This is a genomic window from Candidatus Planktophila sp., assembly GCF_040402315.1.
Lineage (GTDB): Bacteria > Actinomycetota > Actinomycetes > Nanopelagicales > Nanopelagicaceae > Planktophila.
Map to the genome: position 1 here is coordinate 1 of NZ_JBBAMU010000018.1, position 19,805 is coordinate 19,805.

Below are 19,805 nucleotides of genomic sequence, written 5' to 3' on the forward strand. Positions count from 1 at the left end.
TTACAAATGCTCTGGGAATTAGCGTCTATGAGACCTTAGATGCAGCTAATACAAAACCATATGGCTTTATGAAGTTCACACCGAGTGCCGGTGTGGGAGGGCACTGTATTCCGGTCGACCCTACTTATTTAGCGGCAGTTGCGGAAGAACGTGGCGTGCCAGCAACATTTATTCGCCGGGCAAATGAAGTGAATTTAGAGATGTCGAAATACATTGTGGATCGGGTGCAGAGCGATAACGGTGGGTCGCTGCAAGGTAAGAGCGTGCTGGTGGTGGGCGTTGCCTATAAGCCCAATGTGGCAGATGTGAGAGAGACTGCAGCAGAGCTAGTCATTGAGCACTTGCGTGCCCGTGGGGTTGTGGTGGCTTGGCACGATGATGTTGTGGGCAGTTGGCATGGGGAAAGCTCTGCGCCCTTATCGGGGGCAGATATCACGGTGGTGATTACTAAGCATGATGTGGTGGATGCAAGAGCGATTATGGCTAGTGCGCCTTATGTATTTGATACAACCGGAAAGATTGCTGGAGCTAAAGGGCTCTAAGATTTAGCGAAATTCAGGTTGCCGGGTTACCCCCTCCGTCGCATACTCACGTCATGAAATTGCGCCGAACCAGTCAGATTATTGGCCTACTTGTGCTCTTTCAATTAACGACCCAGAGCGCACACGGGTACGGCGAACTTTCCTTCGGTTCGGTGGCACTGACTGGCTCTGAATTCGTAAGTTATCCAAGTCAATCTGCCAATGGGTCAGTGCGTGCTTATGGGGATAATTGGGGACCACTTCATATATCCCTTAATTCTGGTGCCTCTTATCAGACCGTGAAGGCATCTGTTCCACAGGATCAAACCGAAAACATTGATTGGAAGCAAGTAAGCGTTTCACCAGATGGACAGAGAATTATTGCATCGTCATCTAGAGGCAACACCGGTGGTTATGTTTTTCTTTCAAAAAATTCAGGTTCAACATTTGAGCGGCTCGATGCGATAGGAAATGCAAACTGGACTGGTGCTGTTTTTGGAACGAACCCAAATGAATTGTTGGTACTAGATGGAGTTTCAACAATTTGGGGCCAGCCAGCCGACGGCAGCAATTGCCTTCCTGCACCGTGTGTGGGCTCTGGGCTTGATGGCGCAAATTTGGATGATGGTTCGAGTCCTGGTGGTGAACATCCCTTTGCAGCTGTGTTTTATTCAAATGATTCCGGGGCAACGTGGTCGCAGAGAATCAAGGCTCCGACGGCTGAATCAAATGCGGAAATTATCATTACATCCACGGGTGATTGTTTCTTAATGAGTATCGCCAACAGGTATTACGAGCTAACTGGCCTAGGCTGCAACTATGCTGATAAATCTGCGCAAGCTAAGAGTAAGGCAATTGAACGGGAGCGTGAGGCAATTGAACGGGAGCGGGTGAGCAGAGTTTTAGCTTGTCGTGCATCAATTCTTGATTCACTTCAATCAAAGAAGACAATTTCCTTAAATGAATTAGCTTGTGCGGATTTCTTTGGGATTTCACAGAAAACTCTTGCAGATTTTAATCGCGAAGTTACTAATGTATCTAGCTCTGGAATATATGAGATTTCAAGCGTGCAGACTCTGGTCAAGAAATGGTCTGCGATAGATAAGGTTGTGAGTGGCCATGTTTCGTCATTTAATGACTTAGTCATGGGTGAACTAGCTCCCCTGGAATTACCACATAAATCACTCGTTCTACGGGCTCTTCGTGGCGCTGACCTAAATCAAATCGATTCGGTGGAAAAGGTTCAGGAGCTCATCGATTCAGTAGTAAAAGAGAATCAAGTGCGAAGCAATCGCCTTGCAGCGCGATTGTTCCCAACCGGGTAGCCACTTAGTTTTTTAGGCTAGTGGCAACGCTATCGATAATTGAATCAAGTGAGTGGGTAGGTTCCCAGCCAATACTCTTTTTAATCTTGTTGATATCAGGCACGCGCCGCTGCATATCTTCAAAGCCAGCCGGGTATGCCTCGGAGTAGGCAATGTGTTTTATTTGTGACTGTGAGTTAGTGCGCTGGATGATCCTTGTGGCAAGTTCTTTAATGGTGGTCTCTCCTACCCCGCCAACGTTGAAGTAGTCACCGATGGTTGAATCTTTCTCGGCAAGAGTGAGCACAGCCCTGATGGCATCTTCGATATGGCAAAAGACTCGTGATTGGCTGCCATCGTCATAGATTACTATCTCTTCGTTTTTAAGGGCTGCCTGCACAAAGCGTGGAAGAACCATTCCGTATTGACCTGTTTGGCGTGGGCCTACGGTGTTAAAGAAACGTATGGTGGTGACTTTAAGTCCATGGGTCTTATGCAGTGTGTGAGCAACAGCTTCTTCTAGCGCTTTGGCATCTGAGTAGGTCCAGCGAATCTTTTGTGGGGGGCCCACAACGCGATCTGATTCTTCGTGCAGTGGTTGGTTGGGGTTCTTGCCATAGATTTCAGAAGTGGAGGCGATGATGATGCGCTTGTTGTGTGTGGTGGCGGCATTGAGAACTACCTCAGAGCCAGCAAAATTGCGGTCGATTGATTCAATGGTGTGATCCATGATGTTCTTAACGCCAAGGGCTGCGGCCATATGAAGCACGAGATCTGATTGCTCAACTAGTTCATTTACTAGCTCTACATCTCGGATATCTCCGGTGTGAATTGTGATTTTCTCTTTTAGGTGAGCAATATTGGCTTGCGAGCCGGTGCTCATATTGTCCAAGATGGTGACTTCATCCCCACGGGCGAGGATGGCATCGGCTAAGTGAGAGCCGATAAAGCCGGCGCCACCAGTGATTAATACGCGCATGGGTGTGAGTCTATCTTTCATTCTTATTCTTCCTTGTTAAAGGCTAGCTCAGCTTTAAGGCAAGATAGCCCCGTGGCCAAGGGAACGGGTGGGCAGCAATGACCATTTGGGTCTGTGGCGAAGTACTTATTGATCTCACTCCGGGCGCCGATGGTGTGAGAGTTGGCCACGTCGGTGGCGGGCCGGCAAATACCGCCAAAGCTCTGGCGCGCCTGGGACACGATGTGCAGTTCATTGCTGGGATTTCAACTGATGTTGACGGAGTAGCTGCGCGCAAAGAGTTACTTGAAGATGAAGTGAAGTTAGATTTAGCACTCACGAGTGATAAACCGACATGTTTAGCAATCATTTCACTTGATAGTAATGGCGGCGCATCCTATGAATTTAAGATTGCCGGAACTGCCACCTTTGATTTCTCACTTGATTGGCTGCCAGATCCTGCTCGTTATAAGCCCAATGTGTTGCATATCGGCACGCTGGCCACAGTTATTGCGCCAGGTGCCGATGTTTTATATGACTGGGCGCTACGGGTAGCCGAGTTTGCACCCATTGTCTTTGATCCCAATATTCGTCCAGCAGTCTTAGCTGATCGCGACCTCTATGAAGCAGCTGTTGAAAAATGGGCTGCTATCTCATCTGTCATTAAAGTAAGCGATGACGATCTAGCTTGGCTCTATCCGGGGCAGAACTACGCCGATGTGGCTGCGCGCTGGATTAAAGATGGCGCAGCACTCGTTGTAGTTACTCGTGGCGCAAAAGGAATCATTGGGTTTACATCAGAAGGTTCTGTGGAAGTAGAAGGTGCGAAGATTACTGTGGCAGATACTGTGGGCGCAGGAGATACCGTGGGTGCCATCATTGTGGAAGCGATGATTGAAAAGGGAATTCTGGCGCTGACCGGTGATGTGCTTCGTGCAACGCTGCACCGAGCAGCAGTTGCTGCTGGCATTACCTGTTCTCGTAAAGGTGCGCAGCCACCGTATAAGCATGAGTTAAAGGGTATGTAATGCAATTTATTGATGATGCCGAGTTTCAAGTTGCGATCGATCTAGATGGTGGTGGAAAAATCACTTCCATCAAATGGCGCGAGCTGGAATTTACTATTCCTTTTCGCGGAAACGTGCTCACCTCTGGTTGGTATCCGATGGCGCCGTGGGCGGGGCGTGTTCGAGATGGTCTGATTACTTCTGCCTCCGGTGTGGAGCACCAGCTGCCAACAAATATCGATCCCCCACATGCAATTCATGGTTTTGGAATTACTTCTTCCTGGCAAGAAATTGGCCCTGGTCGCTCGCTGCTGCATCTACCAAAGCCCTATCAAGGCGCAACGGTGGAGCAGACAATAGAAGTTCTCGATGATGCAATTCGTTGGTCACTTGAATACGATGACAATGGCTGTGATCTTCCGTTCTGGTTAGGTATGCATCCATGGTTTGCGCGCGATCTAGACCGCGGTGGGCAAGCAGAAGTTGAATTTAAAGCAGAGAAGATGCTTAAGCGTGGTTCTGATGGGCTACCCACGAATGAAATGGTGGCGATGGCAGCTGAGCCTTGGGACGATACCTTTACCGAAATTCGTGGAACACCAGCAGTTGTTTGGGAAGGTGTTGCACGTATTGAGATTGAATCTGATGCGCCATGGTGGGTTGTCTATACCGAAGATCCTGATGGAGTTTGTATTGAGCCGCAGACAGCGCCTCCAGATGCGGCCAATCTTGGAATAAGTGGTGAGAACTACATTGAAGCGCTCTTTGTTTTCTCGGAAGAATAATTAGACTTTGGCAATTATGAGCACCCAGATAGATAGAGCCCACTTAAAGAAATTGCGCGCAGTTGAAGAGCAGCGCTTTCTTGACCTCCATAAGAAATCAGCTGCCGCCTTTGCAGATTCCAAGAAAGTGATGCATGAAGGTGTTCCCATGTCTTGGATGGCTAAGTGGCCAGGTGCGCATCCTCTTTTTGTGAAAGAGGCAAAGGGTGCGCGCTTTACCGACCTTGACAGTCACACCTACGTTGATTTCTGTTTAGGTGATACCGGCTCCATGACCGGGCATTCACCCGATGCCACAGTTGCCGCAATTCGCGAGCAAGTGGGAAGAGGCATTACTGCGATGTTGCCAACGCAAGATGCCGCACTTGTCTCACAGCTACTCAAAGAGCGCTTTAGTCTGCCGCTCTGGCAATTCACCGTCTCTGCCACCGATGCCAATCGCCATGTGATTCGCTATTCACGGATGATTACTGGGCGTAGCAAGATAGTTGTGATTGATCGTTGTTATCACGGCTCAGTAGATGAAACATTTGCCACCCTCGATGGCGCCGGCCTTACCGTTAAGCGCGAGGGAAACATCGGTGCACCGGTTGATCTTGATGTGACAACTCGGGTCGTTGAATTTAATGATCTAGCGGCGATGGAGGCAGCTCTTGCCCATGGTGATGTTGCTGCAATCTTGATGGAACCGGCGATGACAAATATCGGAATTGTTTTGCCGGTTGCTGGTTACCTGCAGGGCGTGCAGGCTTTGGCCAAGAAATACGGCACCTACTTAATCATTGATGAAACCCACACCATCTCGGTCGGCCCTGGTGGAATGACAAAAGATTTGGGGTTAAAACCAGATTTCCTCACCATCGGTAAGGCACTTGCCGCAGGTATTCCCACTGGAACATTTGGCATGACGCAAGAGATTGCAGATGCCATTACCAAGATGGTCGAGTTAGAGATTATTGATTTAGGTGGAATTGGTGGAACGTTGGCAGGTAACGCACTTTCGTTGGCTGCGATGAAAGCAACGCTTACTGATGTGTTAACACCAGCTAATTTTGAAAAGATGATTGCTCTCGGTAATCGGTGGTGCGATGGAGTAGATGCTGCTATTAAAGAGTTTGACCTTGATTGGCATTGCAATCGACTTGGTGCGCGCGGGGAATACATCTTTAAAGGCAAAGCCCCAATAACCGGTAAGCAGGCAGCTGAATCAGGTGACTTTGAACTTGAGCAGTACATCCACTTGCGCTTACTTAACGATGGCTATTTGATTACGCCTTTTCACAATATGGCGCTGATGTGTCCTGATACCAGCGAGGCTGATGTTGATGGCCACACGGAAGCCTTTAGAGCGATGTGTGCGGAGTTGGTTAAGGCTTAATTAAACCCCAAAGTCTTATAAAGACCTTTACCTGCTTCATTATCTTCATCAACATAGAGCATTCCTTGCGTGATGCCTTTATTATTTAAGTAGATCAGGCCTTGCGTGCACAGGGCTTTACCAATGCCTTTTCCTGAATGCACAGAGTCAACACCGATTACGTAGAGTTCACCGATAGGCTCTTTATTGACTATCTCTTGATGGATCTTGGTCCAGCAGAAGCCAACGATTTTTTCATCCATGATGCATAAGAAGAAACCATGAGGATCAAACCAGGGCTCACTCATGCGGTTCGCTAAATCTGCCATCGCCCAATTACCTTGGTCTGGATGGGTGCTAAAGATTCTATTGTTCAGCTCTAGCCAGAGCTTGGGGTGTAATTGGGTGTCAAAGGTGATGATGTTAAAGTTATGTGCAACTGGGGTAACTGGTTCTGCTAGTGAGCGATGGAGTTTAAGAATACGGCGCATTGCTACACAAGCTCAGAGATAGCTGATTCCTTGCCACCACTTTGAACAGTGAAGCGGTATCCAACGTTGCGCACGGTGCCAATGACAGATTCAAACTCTGGACCAAGCTTTGAGCGAAGTCGGCGGATATGAACATCTACCGTGCGAGTGCCTCCGAAGTAGTCATAGCCCCAGATTTCTTGCAGAAGTTGGGCGCGTGAAAACACCCGACCAGGATGTTGGGCGAGGTATTTAAGGAGTTCAAACTCTTTAAAGGTTAGATCGAGTGCGGTTCCCTTAATTTTTGCAGTGTAAGAATGTTCGTCAATGACAACATCGCCTTGGCGGATTTCAGATGAGGTGGGATCACTTGCCTGGGTGTGGGCAGCGTGAGCACCGACTGCGATACGAATACGTGCATCTACTTCGGCTGGGCCTGCAGTGTCGAGAATGACATCGGTAAAGCCCCAATCTGCAGCAAATGCAGAGAGTCCACCCTCAGTAGTAATTGCAATCATGGGAGCGCCCACTCCTGTTGTGGCAAGTAATCGTGTGAGTGATTTCGCGGCTGGAAAATCACGACGGGCATCGATAAAGACAATATCCATTACTGGTGTATCAATTAGAACTGATGCTTCCAGCGGGGCTACTTTGCAGGTGTGTTGCAAGAGGGCAAGTGCTGGCAGCACGTCAGCACTTGCTGCATGCGAATTTGTTAGTAGCAACACCTTAACCATTGTGTGAGAATACTCTTGTGAAAACCTATCTTCCACTCGCGATAGTCATAGCCCTCTCAACGGCCTATGGCTTCTGGTGGAAGGCCAACCAGGGAGCGATACGCACCAAAAAGGCGGTTCCTGGCCACCGCTTAACTGCGCAGATCTTGGGTGAGGCACTGGGCGCTCGCGCCACCATGGTGCAGTTCTCATCAGCTTTCTGCACACCGTGCCGAGCCACACACTCATTGCTATCTCAGATGGTTGCCAGCATGAGCGATGTGAAACACATTCAAGTTGATGCCGAATCCCACTTAGAACTAGTGCGGGAATTAGATATTCGTTCCACTCCCACAACACTTTTCATCAATAGCCAAGGCATTGAAGTGGGTCGGGCAGCTGGCACACCCAAGCGCGATCAAGTCTTGGCTGCCCTTGCCAACATCGCCTAACCGCGAATTATTCGCAAGTGGTCTTTTGTTAGGTGATTGCCTAACCTTCACCCATGTCAGAAGTATTAGATAACAAAAAAGTTGCAAAGATTTATATCGATTCACGTGGTCCCCGTTTTGGCGCAACGATTACAACAATTGTTCTTGCCATCGCGCTCGTCACCCAGAACAAGTGGGTCATAGTTGCGCAAGGTCTCGTCTTTCTCATTGGCGCAGTCAAAGGCCCACAGTTCACTCCCTATGGTCTGATCTTTAAGAACGTGATCAAGCCACGTCTAAATGGTGTGGCACCAACTGAAGATGTGCGCCCACCTAAGTTTGCCCAAGCCGTTGGTTTTGTATTCGCACTTATTGCCGGCATCGCAGCATTTGCTGGCGCCGATCTACTCTTTACTATCGCAGTGGGCGCAGCCCTAGCGGCAGCCATTCTTAATGCTGCCTTTAATTACTGTTTGGGTTGTGAGATTTACCTGCTGCTCGTACGCTTTACCTCTAAATAAGAGACTTACTTAACTAACAAGGAGAAATAAATGTCACGTGAAACATCACTGGTTACCGCAGATTGGGTACTACAGAACCTGAACGACCCAAAGGTGGCCATCATTGAAGTTGATGAAGATACAACTCTGTATGCGCAAGGCCATATTGAAAACGCAATTACCTTCCACTGGCGCGAAGACCTACAAGATGGCCTCATCCGCGATCTGATCTCAAAAGAGAAGTTTGAAGCTCTTCTTTCCAAAAACGGCATCTCAAATGACACAACTGTCGTTCTTTATGGTGGCAATAACAATTGGTTTGCTACCTATGCCTTCTGGTATTTTAAGGTCTATAGCCATGGCGACGTTCGCCTACTAGACGGCGGTCGCAAGCGCTGGGAACTTGATGCTCGTCCATTTGTAACCGAAGTTCCTACACGTGTGGCAACTCGTTATGTTGCAAAGGAGCGCGATAACTCCATCCGGGCCTACCGCGATGAAGTTATTGCCGCTATTGGCACCAAGAACATCGTTGATGTTCGCTCCCCAGCTGAATTCTCCGGTGAACTTGCTGCCCCTGCTCACCTTCCACAAGAAGGCGGACAGATTAAGGGACATATCCCAACAGCTAAGAACATCCCTTGGTCAAAGGCTGCCAATGAAGATGGCACCTTTAAATCAGATGTAGAGCTTAAAGAAATCTATCAAGGTGCTGGTGTGGATCTTGCAAAAGACACCATTGCTTATTGCCGTATTGGTGAGCGCTCAGCGTTTTCTTGGTTTGTACTGCACGAACTACTAGGTGTGAACAATGTGAAGAACTACGACGGATCATGGACTGAATACGGTTCACTCGTCGGAGTTCCTGTTGCTGTCGGCGCATAACTAGTGCGCACATGCGGTGCCACACCTGGTGGTCCATCACTTGATGGCGTAAATCTTGCAACACAGACTGTGATTCAAGGTGTCATCCTTAAAGCTGGCACCGATGACTCAGTTCCTAATGGTGTTGCCGTGACCAATGCTCATGTGCGATTACTTGATTCCACTGGTGAATTCACCGCAGAGGTTCCAACAAACCTCGAAGGTCAATTTCGTTTCTTCGCAGCTCCTGGCACTTGGACTCTAGTGGTTCAGGCACCAGGTGCGCGCGTGGAACAGGGCGTTATTGCTACCCAAGGCAGCCCGACTGATCTAGTAATACATATTTAGGTAGACTTAAGTCATGGTCGATAAGCATGAGCTCCATGAAAAAGGTTTACGTCTGACCCCACAGCGTGAACTTGTTCTCGCTGCTGTGCGCGCACTTGGCCATGCAACCCCGGAAGAGGTTGCCGAAAAAGTACGCCAGACACATCCTGGAATTAATTTATCTACCGTTTACCGCAACCTGGAAACGCTAGAAAACGTGGGACTTGTGCAGCACACCCACCTTGGCCATGGTGGTGCTACCTATCACGCAGCTGAAGAGCTCACACATTTACACCTGGTCTGCGGCACCTGCGGATCTGTTGGTGATGCACCAATCGATGTGGCAGCTAACTTTGTTCAGAACTTATCTGATGACTTTGGTTTTAAAACTGATGTCACTCACTTTGCCATCTATGGCACCTGCGCCACCTGCGTTAAGTAAGAGCAATGACTGCCGTATTTGTCGAAGAAGGCCCCGATAAGGGTGCAATCTGGCATTTCGGTGAGCCTAATAAAGAACAACGCGCACTTTTAGAGGGCGCCGCATGGGCAGACCTCTCGCACTTAGCTGTGGTTGCAGTAGCAGGTGAAGATCGCCTGAAGTGGCTCCATGATTTAACAACGCAGCATCTACTTGAGTTTGGTGTCGGAATCTGGACATCAGCGCTGATTTTAGATCCGCAAGGACATCTGGAATATCAGTTCGCACTCGTTGATGATGCAACAACAACATTTATCGTCCTTGATCCACACTTCGCCCAAGGTTTGATTGCATACCTGAACAAGATGCGCTTTATGCTTAAAGTCGAAGTTCGTGATGCATCCCTTGAGTTTGCAGTATTACGAGCACCGGGTGCCTCCAATGAAGTGGGTGGTCCCTTTGCACTCGTGCCACGAGCAGAACTTGATGAAATGAAAAAGGTATTTGGCGCACATGCAACACAGGTGGGCACCTGGGCACTTGATGCCGAACGCGTTGCAGCCGGGCGTCCGCGCCTTGGATTTGATACCGATGCAAAGTCCATCCCAAATGAACTCGGTGTCATACATGGCGCCGTGCATATGAATAAGGGTTGTTACCGTGGACAAGAAACTGTGGCTAAGGTCTGTAACTTAGGAAAACCACCACGTCGCTTAGTGATGCTCCACCTTGATGGCCATGCAGTTGTCATGCCGCCAACCGGAACACCGGTGATGAACGGAGAAGTTCAGGTGGGCTTCTTGGGCACTGTTGCTCGACACTTTGAACTCGGGCCAATCGCACTTGCCATCGTGAAGCGAAATACCCCGGTCGATGCCGAGTTAACGGTTGAAGGCGTGGCCGCTTCGCAGCAGATCATCGTTGAGCCGTAGATGAAATTTATTGGTCAGCTTTTTATTGTTGCCCTGGCTTGCCTTGCAATCATGTGGGCGGTGCGCAAGCTTTAACCAGTATTCTTTGCCCATGGAGTCCTTCACAACTGTGGTGCTGGCACTAGTCGCACTTGTTGTTGGCATCGGACTCGTCATTTATGGCATCAAAGGGCGCCGACAATCTCAAGCACGTGATGGACGCACATATAAGAGAGGCAGGCTCTAATGGCCTTCACAATTCCAGAAGGTTTACACCCTGATCTCAATCCACTTGCTTGGATGGTCGGAACCTGGCGCGGTAAAGGTCGCGGTGAATATCCAACGATTCCCACCTTTGAATTCGCCCAAGAAGTAACTTTTAATCACGATGGACGACCATTTCTAAATTACTACTCACGTTCTTGGATCATCGATGCTGAAGGTGAAATCATTCGTCCGGCTGGATCGGAAGCCGGTTTTTGGCGTGTGAAAGAAAATAGTGTGCTGGAAGTCGTCATTTCACATAACACTGGAATCTCGGAAGGCTGGGTCGGACAGTTTGATGGCCCAAAGATTCAGTTAGTGATGGATCAAGGATATTCAGCACCTTCGGCAAAGATTGTGACAGCGGGTGTGCGCCTGTATGGTCTGGTTGCTGGCGAACTTTTCTATGCCTATGACATGGCGGCCGAAGGACAAGAGTTACAAGCACATATCTGGTCCACGCTCGAGCGCCAGGTCGATTAATGTCTGATGCAGTACTAGCGCAGTATGTGCGAGACGGTGTTGTTGAATCAGAACACCGTGGGCATTTACTCGCACTAAACGCTGATGGTTCCGTTAATTTCTCTTTAGGCGATCCCAGCCATCTGATTTTCCCACGCTCAACCGTTAAATGTATTCAGGGTGCGGCGATGGTGCGGGCAGGTCTGAAGCTTGAACCACGGTTGTTAGCACTGGGTGCATCAAGTCACTCTGGATCAAGTGAACATATTGCAGCTGTGAAAGAGATATTGACGCCAGCAAAGCTCGATGAAAGTGCGCTGCAATGCATGTTAGATCTTCCGCTGGGTGAAGCAGAACGTCGCGCGTGGGGTGAGGCACCTGCCACACGCATTGCCATGAACTGCAGCGGCAAGCATGCCGCCATGTTATTAACCTGTGTTACCAATAATTGGCCAACTGATAGTTACTTAGATGCAGCGCACCCATTGCAGGTTGCCATTAAGAGCGAGCTAGAAACGCTCGCTGGCGAGAAGATCACACTGACATCAACTGATGGTTGCGGGGCGCCACTGTTCTTACTCTCTGTTGCTGGTCTAGCACGGGCAATGAGAGCAATTACTATCTCAACAGATAGTGCTCATCAATCTGTGATGGAAGCATCACGTGCACATCCGCAGATGGTGGCAGGTGTGGGGCGGCTGACAACACAGATGATTGAAGGTGTGCCAGGTCTTTATCTGAAAGATGGGGCAGAGGCGGTTGAAGTTGCAACGATGACTGATGGCCGCACACTTGTCTTTAAAGTCTCAGATGGTTCACTGCGCCCTTTTCGAGTCTTAGTTCATGCGGGCCTTGCGAAGTTAGGTATTGATAGCCCCTATGAAGTCGAAAACGTGCTGGGTGGCAACACTGTTATCGGCACCATTCGCGCAACCTTTTAATGGCGCGTACCCTTAAGGGGTGAACCGAACCAATCGTCGTGTTGCCACCTTGATGGTGCACACATCCCCGCTTGATCAAGCGGGTACTGGCGATGCCGGTGGAATGAATATCTATGTGGTGGAGGCAGCGCAGAACATGGCTGCTATGGGAGTTGCGGTAGATATCTTTACTCGCAGAACAAATAGCGAGGTTGCAGATATTGTTGAAGTAACACCGGGTGTGCGAGTTATTCAACTTAATGTTGGCCCAGTCTCTGGTGTCACCAAAGAGCAGTTGCCTAGTTACATTCCTGAACTTTCTGCTGCCTTCAAACTTGCCTTACAGGCAGAGACCTACGATGTTATCCATTCGCATTATTGGATCAGTGGCAAGGTGGCGATGCCGGTATCGAAAGAACTTGATATTCCACTCGTGCACACCATGCACACTATGGCGCGAGTAAAGAATTTGAATCTGGCTGAAGGAGAAAGCCCAGAGCCAATGATTCGCGTGCAGGGTGAGACCCAAGTTGTAGCAGCAGCCGATGCCCTGGTTGCCAATACCGATGCGGAAGCAGCATCACTTGTTTCACTCTATGAAGCATGTCCTGACAATGTCTCGGTGGTAAGCCCAGGAGTGAACCTGAAAGTCTTTACACCAGGTGCTGGCCGCGCCAGTGCGCGCAAAGAGCTAGGCCTTGATCCTGATGCTCACATCATTACCTTTGTGGGTCGCATTCAGCCACATAAGGGGCCAGAAGTTCTTATTCGCGCTATTGCAGAGATGGTTTCACACTCTAAGCACCTGCGTCCGAAGTTAATTACCAACATTATTGGCGGCGCCTCTGGTGCTAACCAATCTGAAGTTGAGCGCCTTACGGAGCTTGTTTCTTGGCTTGGAATACCTGATGTGGTGCGCTTTGCACCGCCTGTTCCACGCACCGATTTACCACAGTGGTATCGCGCTGCAGATTTAGTCTGCGTGCCAAGTTACTCAGAAAGTTTTGGTCTAGTTGCACTTGAAGCACAAGCGTGTGGCACACCTGTTGTTGCAACAGCTGTTGGCGGCCTTCGCACAGCAGTAGCTGACGGCATCTCTGGCGTATTAGTTGATGGTCATAATCCACGTGCCTGGTCATCAGTCTTTGCTCGTTTGATCCAAGAACCACAACGACGCGTGCTCTTATCGATGGGAGCAATCGAACATGCTTCCCACTTCGGTTGGGATGTGACATCTCGCGGAACACTTGATATCTACGACCGAGTCTTATCTACTCGCCGTGATGCACAGAAGCACATTGGCTAAATGGCCCTGAACCCAGCAGTTGTCATTGAAGATTTCCTGGAATCACACGATTTAGATTTTGAGCGCAGCAATGAAAAGACTTTCATGGTTACCCTGCCCGGAGAAAAGAAGTTACAGACTCATTGCGCACTGATTATTGGAGATCATTCTTTAAGTATTAACGCTTTTGTGATTCGCAAACCCGATACCCACGAAGATGCGGTGCATAAATGGTGCTTGGCAAAAAATGCCCAGATGTATGGAATTGCATTTGCCATTAATGAACTAGGGGATATCTACCTGGTGGGGCGTTTGCCACTAGCTGCTGTGAGTGCGCTAGAGATTGATCACATCATTGGTTCAGTGCTGCAGTATTCAGATTCATCATTTAACCCACTGCTCGAACTTGGCTTTGCAGATGCAATCCGGCGCGAGTGGGCTTGGCGGGTTAGTCGCGGAGAATCACTGGCAAATCTTGCGGCATTTACCCATCTCATTTAATTATTTCTTCTCAACATGAGAAGATAGCCACATGTCACACTCCACACTCATCCTCTTGCGCCACGGCGAATCCGAATGGAATGCCTTGAATCTCTTCACCGGTTGGGTCGATGTCAGACTTTCAACAAAGGGTGAAGCAGAAGCTGCGCGTGGTGGAAAGTTACTGGCAGAGCGCGGACTTTTACCTGATGTTGTCCACACTTCACTCTTACGTCGCGCTATTCACACTTCAGACTTGGCCCTCGATGCCTGTGATCGTCATTGGATTCCAGTTAAACGTTCTTGGCGCCTCAATGAACGCCACTATGGCGCACTGCAAGGTAAAGATAAAGCACAGACACTGGCTGAATATGGGGAAGAACAATTCACGCTCTGGCGCCGTTCTTTTGACACGCCACCACCGCTAATTGAAAAAGGTTCGAAGTATTCCCAAGATTCAGATCCGCGCTATGCCGGCCTTGGCTCAGATTTGCCCATGACTGAATGCCTGAAAGATGTTGTGGTGCGCATGGTTCCTTATTGGGAGCAGGAAATTGTGCCTGATTTAAAGGGAGGCAAAGTTGTTCTGGTTACCGCCCACGGTAATTCACTACGCGCACTGGTTAAGCACTTAGAAGGTATTAGTGATGAAGATATTGCCGGACTTAATATCCCCACCGGAATTCCACTGCTCTATGAACTAGATGAGCAGATGCGCCCAGTGAAAAAAGGCGGCGAGTACTTAGATCCAGCTGCGGCAGCAGCCGCGATTGAGGCTGTTGCGAATCAGGGTAAGAAGTAACTTCCTACTGCCCTGCTGTTTGGAGATATCTGGGACCGGTATTTATCGCAGATAACGCTCTCGATTTGGTGGGAACCTTTAAGTATTGAATCGCACCTACATCCCAAAGCGAGATTTTCTGTGGTCTGAGTGTTCGCACTAAATCCCTACTTAAAGGATTAGCAGGAGTTAAGCCTGGATACATCACTGGTAAAAGGAAACCAGTGAGCGCAACTGATCGATCCTTACTTGCTCGCAGGCCAAGAGTTTTTGGTAATCCAGTTAATCCTTGATAGATATTTCCTATCCACTTGGTACCGGCATTCGGATTTTGAAAGATTGCTCCGGTTTTGTTGCGAAAGAGATTGTTAGACCATCTGTTGAGCGAAGGACCATTACCACCGAGATTTATCGGGGCGCAATTCACGAAGGTATTAAAAAGAAAGTTAATGTTCTTCAAATTTCCAGGAATATAGTCAAAACTAACTGAACTTACCTTGTCACCAAATCCTGAGTTTTCAAAGTAATTATCGAAACAGAAGATGTTGTTAGCTTCTTTGACTCTGATACCGCCTGAGTTAATGAATGAATTTCCATATGCCATATTGTCATTTCCATTTCGGAATACCAGCATGCCTTCTTCATTGTTATTAAAGGTGCAGTAACGAATGACATTCTCGCGACATTTAATGGAGATGCTCTCTGAGTCACCCAAACCAGAGTTTTCCCAGTAGCAATTCTCAATAATAGTTCGAGATATAAAATCCGATTTAGCACCGACTCCGATGCGTATTGGCTCATTTCCATAGTCGCCGCCAGGACCTGGAAGATTCTTAAAGGAGCAGAAGTGAATACGGTGGAAACCTGGAATCTCTGGGTGGGGCAGAATCCCGACTAAGTTCCCAATTGGCGCATTTTCTGGCTTATCTTCAAAGTTGCAAAAGGAAATCTCGTTGTATTGGGTTCCAGCCTCGATATTTATATATTTTTCAGCTGAGTAACCCGTGAAATTCAAATCACTAAGTACATTCTTGTTACCAGAGACTTTGATTACGATCCCTGAGATATCTCCATCAATAAACTGAAAACCGTTAAAAATCGTCGAATCTGCCTTGAGATTTATCTTGCTGGCACCACTAAAGATAACTGTGCCTGGAGTTTGCGCAGAAATAGTTAGCCCAGCCCGGCTGACAGTTATTTCGGCATCCATATAGGTGCCAGGTGCCAGGGTCAGAACATCGCCTGGGCTAGCAGCGGCTATTGCGCTCTGTAACTCTGCTACCGAAGAAAAACTCTTACTGGGTTCAGATGCAGAAATTGGAGTGAAAGTGCTTAATACGGTGCTCGCTCCAAGTAAGCCAAAGCCTTGCAGTATGTTGCGTCGTGAGATGGAACTTTTAAAGTATTCCATGTGGGATATTTTAAAAGCTACTTAGTTATATTCTTATAATCATCGCGCTTATCACGAATAATCACATTGGTAGTGACAACACCTGCGCGCGCAAAAGCCAGTGAAAGCTTCACATTCTTACCCGCTTCTGCGCCCACACCATTAAAGACTGCCTTTGTTGTTGCCACATCGCCTTCAAAACGCACGGGCTTATTCTGATCGAGGTTTTGTTCACCTGTGATTGCAGCTGCCACGTTATTAACTGAGATTCCAAGCAGCGCATCGCGCTCTTCTGAGTAGTTAATAATTGTTCCGACAACCACCGCTGAGCCATCTTCAGTTGCCACAAGAAGTAAGTTGGTAACAGAGATGTTATTACCTTCGTTTTGAATCAGCAGCTCAGCCCCATCTGTTACTTTCTTGTTTTGACGTGTTTCAGCGTTAGGTCCAGCCCCGCATGCGGTTAGCGCGAGAGCCAATGCAACAGCTGTGAATGCAAGAGAAATATTCTTGAAATGTGTTCGGCTCATGGCGAAATTATCTCATGTGAAATAAGCCTTATTTCACGGCGCTTTACGCCGATAACCCGGGGTTTTCTATGTCGGTGATGGCTGGTAGAATTGGCCCTCTACCGAAGGGCAATACATGACATTCAAGGTCGGCGAAACCGTTGTTTATCCACATCACGGAGCAGCTCTTATCGAGGCAATTGAAACTCGAGTAATCAAGGGCGAAGAGAAGACCTACCTAGTTTTGAAAGTTGCTCAGGGTAACCTCACCGTTCGCGTTCCAGCCGAGAATGTAGACCTGGTTGGCGTGCGCGATGTAGTTGATTCTGCAGGCCTTGATCGAGTATTTAACGTCCTTCGTCAGCCATATACCGAAGAGCCAACAAACTGGTCACGTCGCTATAAGGCAAACCTAGAAAAGCTTGCATCAGGAGATGTTATTAAGGTCGCAGAAGTTGTGCGCGATCTCTACCGCCGCGATCTTGATCGTGGTCTCTCTGCTGGTGAAAAGCGCATGCTCGCCAAGGCGAAGCAGATTCTCGTCTCTGAGCTCGCACTTGCCGAGCGCACAGATGAAGAGAAGGCTGCAACTCTCCTTGACGAGGTTCTCGCTTCTTAACTTTTTAGTAACCCATCGCTATGATCGCCGCAATTATCGCATCTGCCGGTAGCGGTGAACGTTTCGGTGCCGCAATTCCGAAAGCGCTCGTCCAACTAGGCGATCGCACGCTTCTGGAACATTGCATCTCAGCTCTGTCATCTGTGGTGGATGAGATTGTGGTGAGCGCTCCAGCTGGATATGAAGAACAGATAAGAGCGCTGGTCGGTGATGACATCACCGTTGTCACAGGTGGCGCCACACGTTCTGAAAGTGTTCGTCTCGCTCTAGCAACAATTAAAAATGCAGATTTTGTCTTAGTCCACGATGCCGCGCGCGCACTTGCCAGCCGCGAACTTGCAGCACGTGTTGTGGCAGCTCTTAAAGCTGGTGATGTTGCAGTGATTCCAGCTTTGCCAGAAGTTGATACGGTCAAAGTCATTGATCCCAGCGGTTATGTCACATCAACTCCAGATCGCACAACACTGCGCCGCGTGCAAACACCACAAGGTTTTACATTTTCAGTTCTTAAAAAAGCACATGAAGAATCCAGTGATGCCACAGATGATGCCGCACTTGTTGCAGCTGCTGGCCACAAAGTGCGCGTCATTGACGGAGAAGAACGAGCCTTGAAAATCACAACACCACCTGATCTTGCAACCGCACTGCAATTTATGGGCAGCGCACAATCATTTTCTACCGGTGTGGGAGTTGACGCCCATGCATTTGGCCAAGGGCGCGAACTCTGGCTGGCCGGTTTGCATTGGCCAGATGAAGTTGGTGTGGAAGGCCACTCTGATGGCGATGTTGCAGCACATGCCATATGCGACGCACTCTTTGCTGCAACCGGTTTAGGAGATTTGGGAAGTAACTTCGGAACTTCGCGCCCGGAATATGCGGGAGTATCCGGAATCAAGTTATTGAAAGAGACCTACCTTCTGATTAGCAATGCAGGATTTTCAATCTCGCATGTTTCGGTGCAGCTCATTGGAAACCGTCCGCGTATTGGGGCTCGTCGCGCGGAAGCGATTGCAACGATATCTGCAGCTCTTGGGGGCACAGAAGTGGCAATCCTTGCAACAACCACCGATGGCATGGGCCTTACCGGTGAAGGCAAAGGTATTGCAGCCATTGCATCGGCCCTTGTTATTAAGTCCGCATAGTTAAAGTAGAATTGCCTAATGAGTTCGCTATCTTTATATGACACCTTAACGCGAACCACCTCCGAGTTCACTCCGCTTAAAGCTGGTGAAGTTGGCATCTATTTATGTGGTGCCACCGTGCAGGCACCGCCACATATTGGCCACGTGCGCTCTGGTGTGAACTTTGACATCTTGCGTCGTTGGCTCACGCGAAGTGGCTATAACGTCACCTTTATTCGTAACGTGACAGATATTGATGACAAGATTTTGCATAAGGCTGTGCACGAGCAAGCGCCATGGTGGGCAGTTGCAATGAAATATGAGCGGGAATTTACACAAGCCTATGCAGCACTAAATGTATTGCCACCCACATATGAACCGCGCGCTACTGGGCACATCACACAGATGATTGAACTGATGCAGATCCTGATTGAAAAGGGTGCGGCATATGCGCCAGGTAATGGCGATGTGTATTTAGAGGTGCGCAAACTCTCTTCCTATCTAACCCTTTCCCGTCAAAAGCTCGATGATCTATTGCCGGCCGCAGATGCCGATGAAACATATAAGCAAGATCCACGAGATTTTGCACTATGGAAAGCAGCCAAGCCAGGAGATCCATCATGGCCAACTCCGTGGGGGCCAGGACGACCAGGTTGGCACTTGGAATGTTCGGCAATGGCGCACGCTTATCTAGGTGAAGCATTTGATATTCACGGCGGCGGACTAGATCTCATTTTTCCTCATCATGAAAATGAAATTGCACAATCAGAAGCTGCGGGATATGGCTTTGCTAAGCGCTGGTTACATAACGCATGGGTGACCGCATCTGGTGAAAAGATGTCGAAATCACTTGGTAATTCACTGCAAGTGCATGAATTGTTAAAGAGCGTGCGCGGAATTGAACTGCGTTGGTATTTAGGTTCTGCTCACTACCGCTCCATGCTTGAGTTCTCCCATGAAGCACTTGCGGAATCTGCCACAGCTTTCCGCCGCATTGAAGGCTTCCTTAATCGCTCTGTTGAAATCCTTGGAGCAGAGCCAGTACCTACTATCAGTCAGGTCTTTACTGATGCGATGAATGATGATTTAGCGGTACCAACAGCTCTTGCCTCAATTTCAGAGGCGCTGCGCGCAGGAAATAGCGCAATTACCGCAGGAGATACCGCCACCATTGAAAATAGCGCCAATGAGATTCGCGGAGCGCTAGAAATTCTTGGCTGCGACCCATTCGATGAAGCATTTACTTCAGGCACCGCGGTGGAAGATATTGGGGCAGCACTCGATGGTGTTATTCAATTAGCGCTAGCCCAGCGCACAGCGGCGCGTGAGCGAAAAGATTTTGTGGCTTCCGATCAGATTCGTGATGGCTTAGCAGTACTGGGAATTACTATTGAAGATACAG

General features: G+C 48.7%; 25 protein-coding genes. 20 read left to right on the plus strand and 5 right to left on the minus strand.

What is annotated here, in order from left to right:
- Together AC9UEP_RS04110 and AC9UEP_RS04115 are read left to right on the plus strand one after the other, a co-directional pair.
- A partial coding sequence (locus AC9UEP_RS04110; RefSeq protein WP_509544235.1) for a UDP binding domain-containing protein occupies positions 1–542 on the plus strand: 542 nt, incomplete at its 5' end.
- 53 nt (positions 543–595) lie between these two features.
- On the plus strand, positions 596–1,846 hold the full coding sequence (locus AC9UEP_RS04115) for a hypothetical protein (protein WP_509544237.1): 1,251 nt from the start codon (positions 596–598) through the stop codon (positions 1,844–1,846).
- 4 nt (positions 1,847–1,850) lie between these two features.
- Here AC9UEP_RS04115 and AC9UEP_RS04120 read toward each other — a convergent pair whose 3' ends face one another.
- A complete protein-coding gene (locus tag AC9UEP_RS04120) occupies positions 1,851–2,825 on the minus strand; it encodes an NAD-dependent epimerase/dehydratase family protein (RefSeq protein WP_509544239.1) in 975 nt (324 codons plus the stop codon).
- Between the two features lie 77 nt (positions 2,826–2,902).
- Here AC9UEP_RS04120 and AC9UEP_RS04125 point away from each other — a divergent pair, with 77 nt between their 5' ends.
- From AC9UEP_RS04125 to AC9UEP_RS04135, 3 genes are read left to right on the plus strand one after another with little or no spacing between them, the layout of a single operon-like run.
- Positions 2,903–3,811, plus strand: a complete 909-nt coding sequence (locus AC9UEP_RS04125) for a carbohydrate kinase family protein (RefSeq protein WP_509544240.1) — start codon at positions 2,903–2,905, stop codon at positions 3,809–3,811.
- On the plus strand, positions 3,811–4,575 hold the full coding sequence (locus AC9UEP_RS04130) for an aldose epimerase family protein (RefSeq protein ID WP_509544242.1): 765 nt from the start codon (positions 3,811–3,813) through the stop codon (positions 4,573–4,575). Before AC9UEP_RS04125 ends, AC9UEP_RS04130 begins: the two co-directional genes overlap by 1 nt.
- A gap of 16 nt (positions 4,576–4,591) precedes the next feature.
- A complete protein-coding gene (locus AC9UEP_RS04135; protein ID WP_509544243.1) occupies positions 4,592–5,953 on the plus strand; it encodes a transaminase in 1,362 nt (453 codons plus the stop codon).
- On the opposite strand, the gene AC9UEP_RS04140 is transcribed toward AC9UEP_RS04135, so the two are convergent.
- Together AC9UEP_RS04140 and AC9UEP_RS04145 are read right to left on the minus strand one after the other, a co-directional pair.
- Positions 5,950–6,423, minus strand: a complete 474-nt coding sequence (locus AC9UEP_RS04140; protein WP_509544244.1) for a GNAT family N-acetyltransferase — start codon at positions 6,421–6,423, stop codon at positions 5,950–5,952. The two genes, AC9UEP_RS04135 and AC9UEP_RS04140, sit on opposite strands and share 4 nt — an antisense overlap.
- A 2-nt stretch (positions 6,424–6,425) precedes the next feature.
- Entirely contained in the window at positions 6,426–7,139 is a 714-nt protein-coding gene (locus AC9UEP_RS04145; RefSeq protein ID WP_509544246.1) for a winged helix-turn-helix transcriptional regulator, read from the minus strand.
- 17 nt (positions 7,140–7,156) lie between these two features.
- On the opposite strand from AC9UEP_RS04145, the gene AC9UEP_RS04150 reads away from it, so the two are divergent.
- The 12 genes from AC9UEP_RS04150 (at position 7,157) to AC9UEP_RS04205 (ending at position 14,785) form a co-directional block, all read left to right on the plus strand.
- Complete coding sequence (locus AC9UEP_RS04150; protein WP_509544248.1) at positions 7,157–7,570, plus strand: thioredoxin family protein; 414 nt, start codon at positions 7,157–7,159, stop codon at positions 7,568–7,570.
- A gap of 53 nt (positions 7,571–7,623) precedes the next feature.
- The gene (locus AC9UEP_RS04155; protein WP_509544250.1) at positions 7,624–8,070 is read left to right on the plus strand and encodes a DUF4395 domain-containing protein; all 447 of its coding nucleotides are present in this window, start codon (positions 7,624–7,626) and stop codon (positions 8,068–8,070) included.
- A gap of 30 nt (positions 8,071–8,100) precedes the next feature.
- Entirely contained in the window at positions 8,101–8,934 is an 834-nt protein-coding gene (locus tag AC9UEP_RS04160) for a sulfurtransferase (RefSeq protein WP_509544252.1), read from the plus strand.
- A 3-nt stretch (positions 8,935–8,937) separates the two neighbouring features.
- Entirely contained in the window at positions 8,938–9,261 is a 324-nt protein-coding gene (locus tag AC9UEP_RS04165; RefSeq protein ID WP_509544254.1) for a DUF1416 domain-containing protein, read from the plus strand.
- 13 nt (positions 9,262–9,274) lie between these two features.
- Positions 9,275–9,682: a Fur family transcriptional regulator gene (locus AC9UEP_RS04170; RefSeq protein WP_509544256.1), complete on the plus strand. Its 408-nt coding sequence runs from the start codon at positions 9,275–9,277 to the stop codon at positions 9,680–9,682.
- 5 nt (positions 9,683–9,687) lie between these two features.
- Complete coding sequence (gene ygfZ / locus AC9UEP_RS04175; RefSeq protein WP_509544257.1) at positions 9,688–10,593, plus strand: CAF17-like 4Fe-4S cluster assembly/insertion protein YgfZ; 906 nt, start codon at positions 9,688–9,690, stop codon at positions 10,591–10,593.
- A 91-nt stretch (positions 10,594–10,684) separates the two neighbouring features.
- Entirely contained in the window at positions 10,685–10,819 is a 135-nt protein-coding gene (locus AC9UEP_RS04180; RefSeq protein ID WP_509544259.1) for a hypothetical protein, read from the plus strand.
- Positions 10,819–11,319: a heme-binding beta-barrel domain-containing protein gene (locus tag AC9UEP_RS04185; protein ID WP_509544261.1), complete on the plus strand. Its 501-nt coding sequence runs from the start codon at positions 10,819–10,821 to the stop codon at positions 11,317–11,319. Before AC9UEP_RS04180 ends, AC9UEP_RS04185 begins: the two co-directional genes overlap by 1 nt.
- Positions 11,319–12,239: an asparaginase gene (locus tag AC9UEP_RS04190; protein ID WP_509544263.1), complete on the plus strand. Its 921-nt coding sequence runs from the start codon at positions 11,319–11,321 to the stop codon at positions 12,237–12,239. Before AC9UEP_RS04185 ends, AC9UEP_RS04190 begins: the two co-directional genes overlap by 1 nt.
- Before the next feature lie 19 nt (positions 12,240–12,258).
- Positions 12,259–13,524, plus strand: coding sequence for a D-inositol-3-phosphate glycosyltransferase (gene mshA, locus AC9UEP_RS04195; RefSeq protein ID WP_509544265.1), 1,266 nt, complete (start codon positions 12,259–12,261; stop codon positions 13,522–13,524).
- Positions 13,525–14,004 (plus strand): type III secretion system chaperone family protein, encoded by a 480-nt coding sequence (locus tag AC9UEP_RS04200; protein ID WP_509544267.1) that lies wholly within the window; start codon positions 13,525–13,527, stop codon positions 14,002–14,004.
- 31 nt (positions 14,005–14,035) lie between these two features.
- The gene (locus tag AC9UEP_RS04205) at positions 14,036–14,785 is read left to right on the plus strand and encodes a phosphoglyceromutase (protein WP_509544269.1); all 750 of its coding nucleotides are present in this window, start codon (positions 14,036–14,038) and stop codon (positions 14,783–14,785) included.
- Positions 14,786–14,789: 4 nt separating this feature from the next.
- On the opposite strand, the gene AC9UEP_RS04210 is transcribed toward AC9UEP_RS04205, so the two are convergent.
- Both AC9UEP_RS04210 and AC9UEP_RS04215 read right to left on the minus strand, forming a co-directional pair.
- The gene (locus AC9UEP_RS04210) at positions 14,790–16,175 is read right to left on the minus strand and encodes a chondroitinase-B domain-containing protein (protein WP_509544270.1); all 1,386 of its coding nucleotides are present in this window, start codon (positions 16,173–16,175) and stop codon (positions 14,790–14,792) included.
- A gap of 17 nt (positions 16,176–16,192) precedes the next feature.
- Positions 16,193–16,684, minus strand: a complete 492-nt coding sequence (locus tag AC9UEP_RS04215) for a hypothetical protein (protein WP_509544272.1) — start codon at positions 16,682–16,684, stop codon at positions 16,193–16,195.
- Positions 16,685–16,799: 115 nt separating this feature from the next.
- Here AC9UEP_RS04215 and AC9UEP_RS04220 point away from each other — a divergent pair, with 115 nt between their 5' ends.
- The 3 genes from AC9UEP_RS04220 to cysS all read left to right on the plus strand — a co-directional run.
- Entirely contained in the window at positions 16,800–17,282 is a 483-nt protein-coding gene (locus AC9UEP_RS04220; protein WP_509544273.1) for a CarD family transcriptional regulator, read from the plus strand.
- Between the two features lie 20 nt (positions 17,283–17,302).
- Entirely contained in the window at positions 17,303–18,424 is a 1,122-nt protein-coding gene (gene ispD, locus AC9UEP_RS04225) for a 2-C-methyl-D-erythritol 4-phosphate cytidylyltransferase (protein ID WP_509544275.1), read from the plus strand.
- An 18-nt stretch (positions 18,425–18,442) separates the two neighbouring features.
- Positions 18,443–19,805, plus strand: a 1,363-nt coding sequence (cysS, locus tag AC9UEP_RS04230) for a cysteine--tRNA ligase (protein ID WP_509544277.1), incomplete at its 3' end; no start/stop codon positions are given.

Bases quoted from the DNA above. Each gene is read 5' to 3' on its own strand.
- AC9UEP_RS04155 (WP_509544250.1), top strand. From the start codon at position 7,624: ATGTCAGAAGTATTAGATAACAAAAAAGTTGCAAAGATTTATATCGAT.
- AC9UEP_RS04215 (WP_509544272.1), bottom strand. From the start codon at position 16,684: ATGAGCCGAACACATTTCAAGAATATTTCTCTTGCATTCACAGCTGTT.
- AC9UEP_RS04185 (WP_509544261.1), top strand. From the start codon at position 10,819: ATGGCCTTCACAATTCCAGAAGGTTTACACCCTGATCTCAATCCACTT.
- AC9UEP_RS04125 (WP_509544240.1), top strand. From the start codon at position 2,903: ATGACCATTTGGGTCTGTGGCGAAGTACTTATTGATCTCACTCCGGGC.
- AC9UEP_RS04145 (WP_509544246.1), bottom strand. From the start codon at position 7,139: ATGGTTAAGGTGTTGCTACTAACAAATTCGCATGCAGCAAGTGCTGAC.
- AC9UEP_RS04140 (WP_509544244.1), bottom strand. From the start codon at position 6,423: ATGCGCCGTATTCTTAAACTCCATCGCTCACTAGCAGAACCAGTTACC.
- AC9UEP_RS04130 (WP_509544242.1), top strand. From the start codon at position 3,811: ATGCAATTTATTGATGATGCCGAGTTTCAAGTTGCGATCGATCTAGAT.
- AC9UEP_RS04180 (WP_509544259.1), top strand. From the start codon at position 10,685: ATGGAGTCCTTCACAACTGTGGTGCTGGCACTAGTCGCACTTGTTGTT.
- AC9UEP_RS04220 (WP_509544273.1), top strand. From the start codon at position 16,800: ATGACATTCAAGGTCGGCGAAACCGTTGTTTATCCACATCACGGAGCA.
- ispD (WP_509544275.1), top strand. From the start codon at position 17,303: ATGATCGCCGCAATTATCGCATCTGCCGGTAGCGGTGAACGTTTCGGT.
- AC9UEP_RS04190 (WP_509544263.1), top strand. From the start codon at position 11,319: ATGTCTGATGCAGTACTAGCGCAGTATGTGCGAGACGGTGTTGTTGAA.
- AC9UEP_RS04210 (WP_509544270.1), bottom strand. From the start codon at position 16,175: ATGGAATACTTTAAAAGTTCCATCTCACGACGCAACATACTGCAAGGC.
- AC9UEP_RS04115 (WP_509544237.1), top strand. From the start codon at position 596: ATGAAATTGCGCCGAACCAGTCAGATTATTGGCCTACTTGTGCTCTTT.
- AC9UEP_RS04160 (WP_509544252.1), top strand. From the start codon at position 8,101: ATGTCACGTGAAACATCACTGGTTACCGCAGATTGGGTACTACAGAAC.
- AC9UEP_RS04170 (WP_509544256.1), top strand. From the start codon at position 9,275: ATGGTCGATAAGCATGAGCTCCATGAAAAAGGTTTACGTCTGACCCCA.
- AC9UEP_RS04135 (WP_509544243.1), top strand. From the start codon at position 4,592: ATGAGCACCCAGATAGATAGAGCCCACTTAAAGAAATTGCGCGCAGTT.
- AC9UEP_RS04120 (WP_509544239.1), bottom strand. From the start codon at position 2,825: ATGAAAGATAGACTCACACCCATGCGCGTATTAATCACTGGTGGCGCC.
- AC9UEP_RS04200 (WP_509544267.1), top strand. From the start codon at position 13,525: ATGGCCCTGAACCCAGCAGTTGTCATTGAAGATTTCCTGGAATCACAC.
- ygfZ (WP_509544257.1), top strand. From the start codon at position 9,688: ATGACTGCCGTATTTGTCGAAGAAGGCCCCGATAAGGGTGCAATCTGG.
- AC9UEP_RS04205 (WP_509544269.1), top strand. From the start codon at position 14,036: ATGTCACACTCCACACTCATCCTCTTGCGCCACGGCGAATCCGAATGG.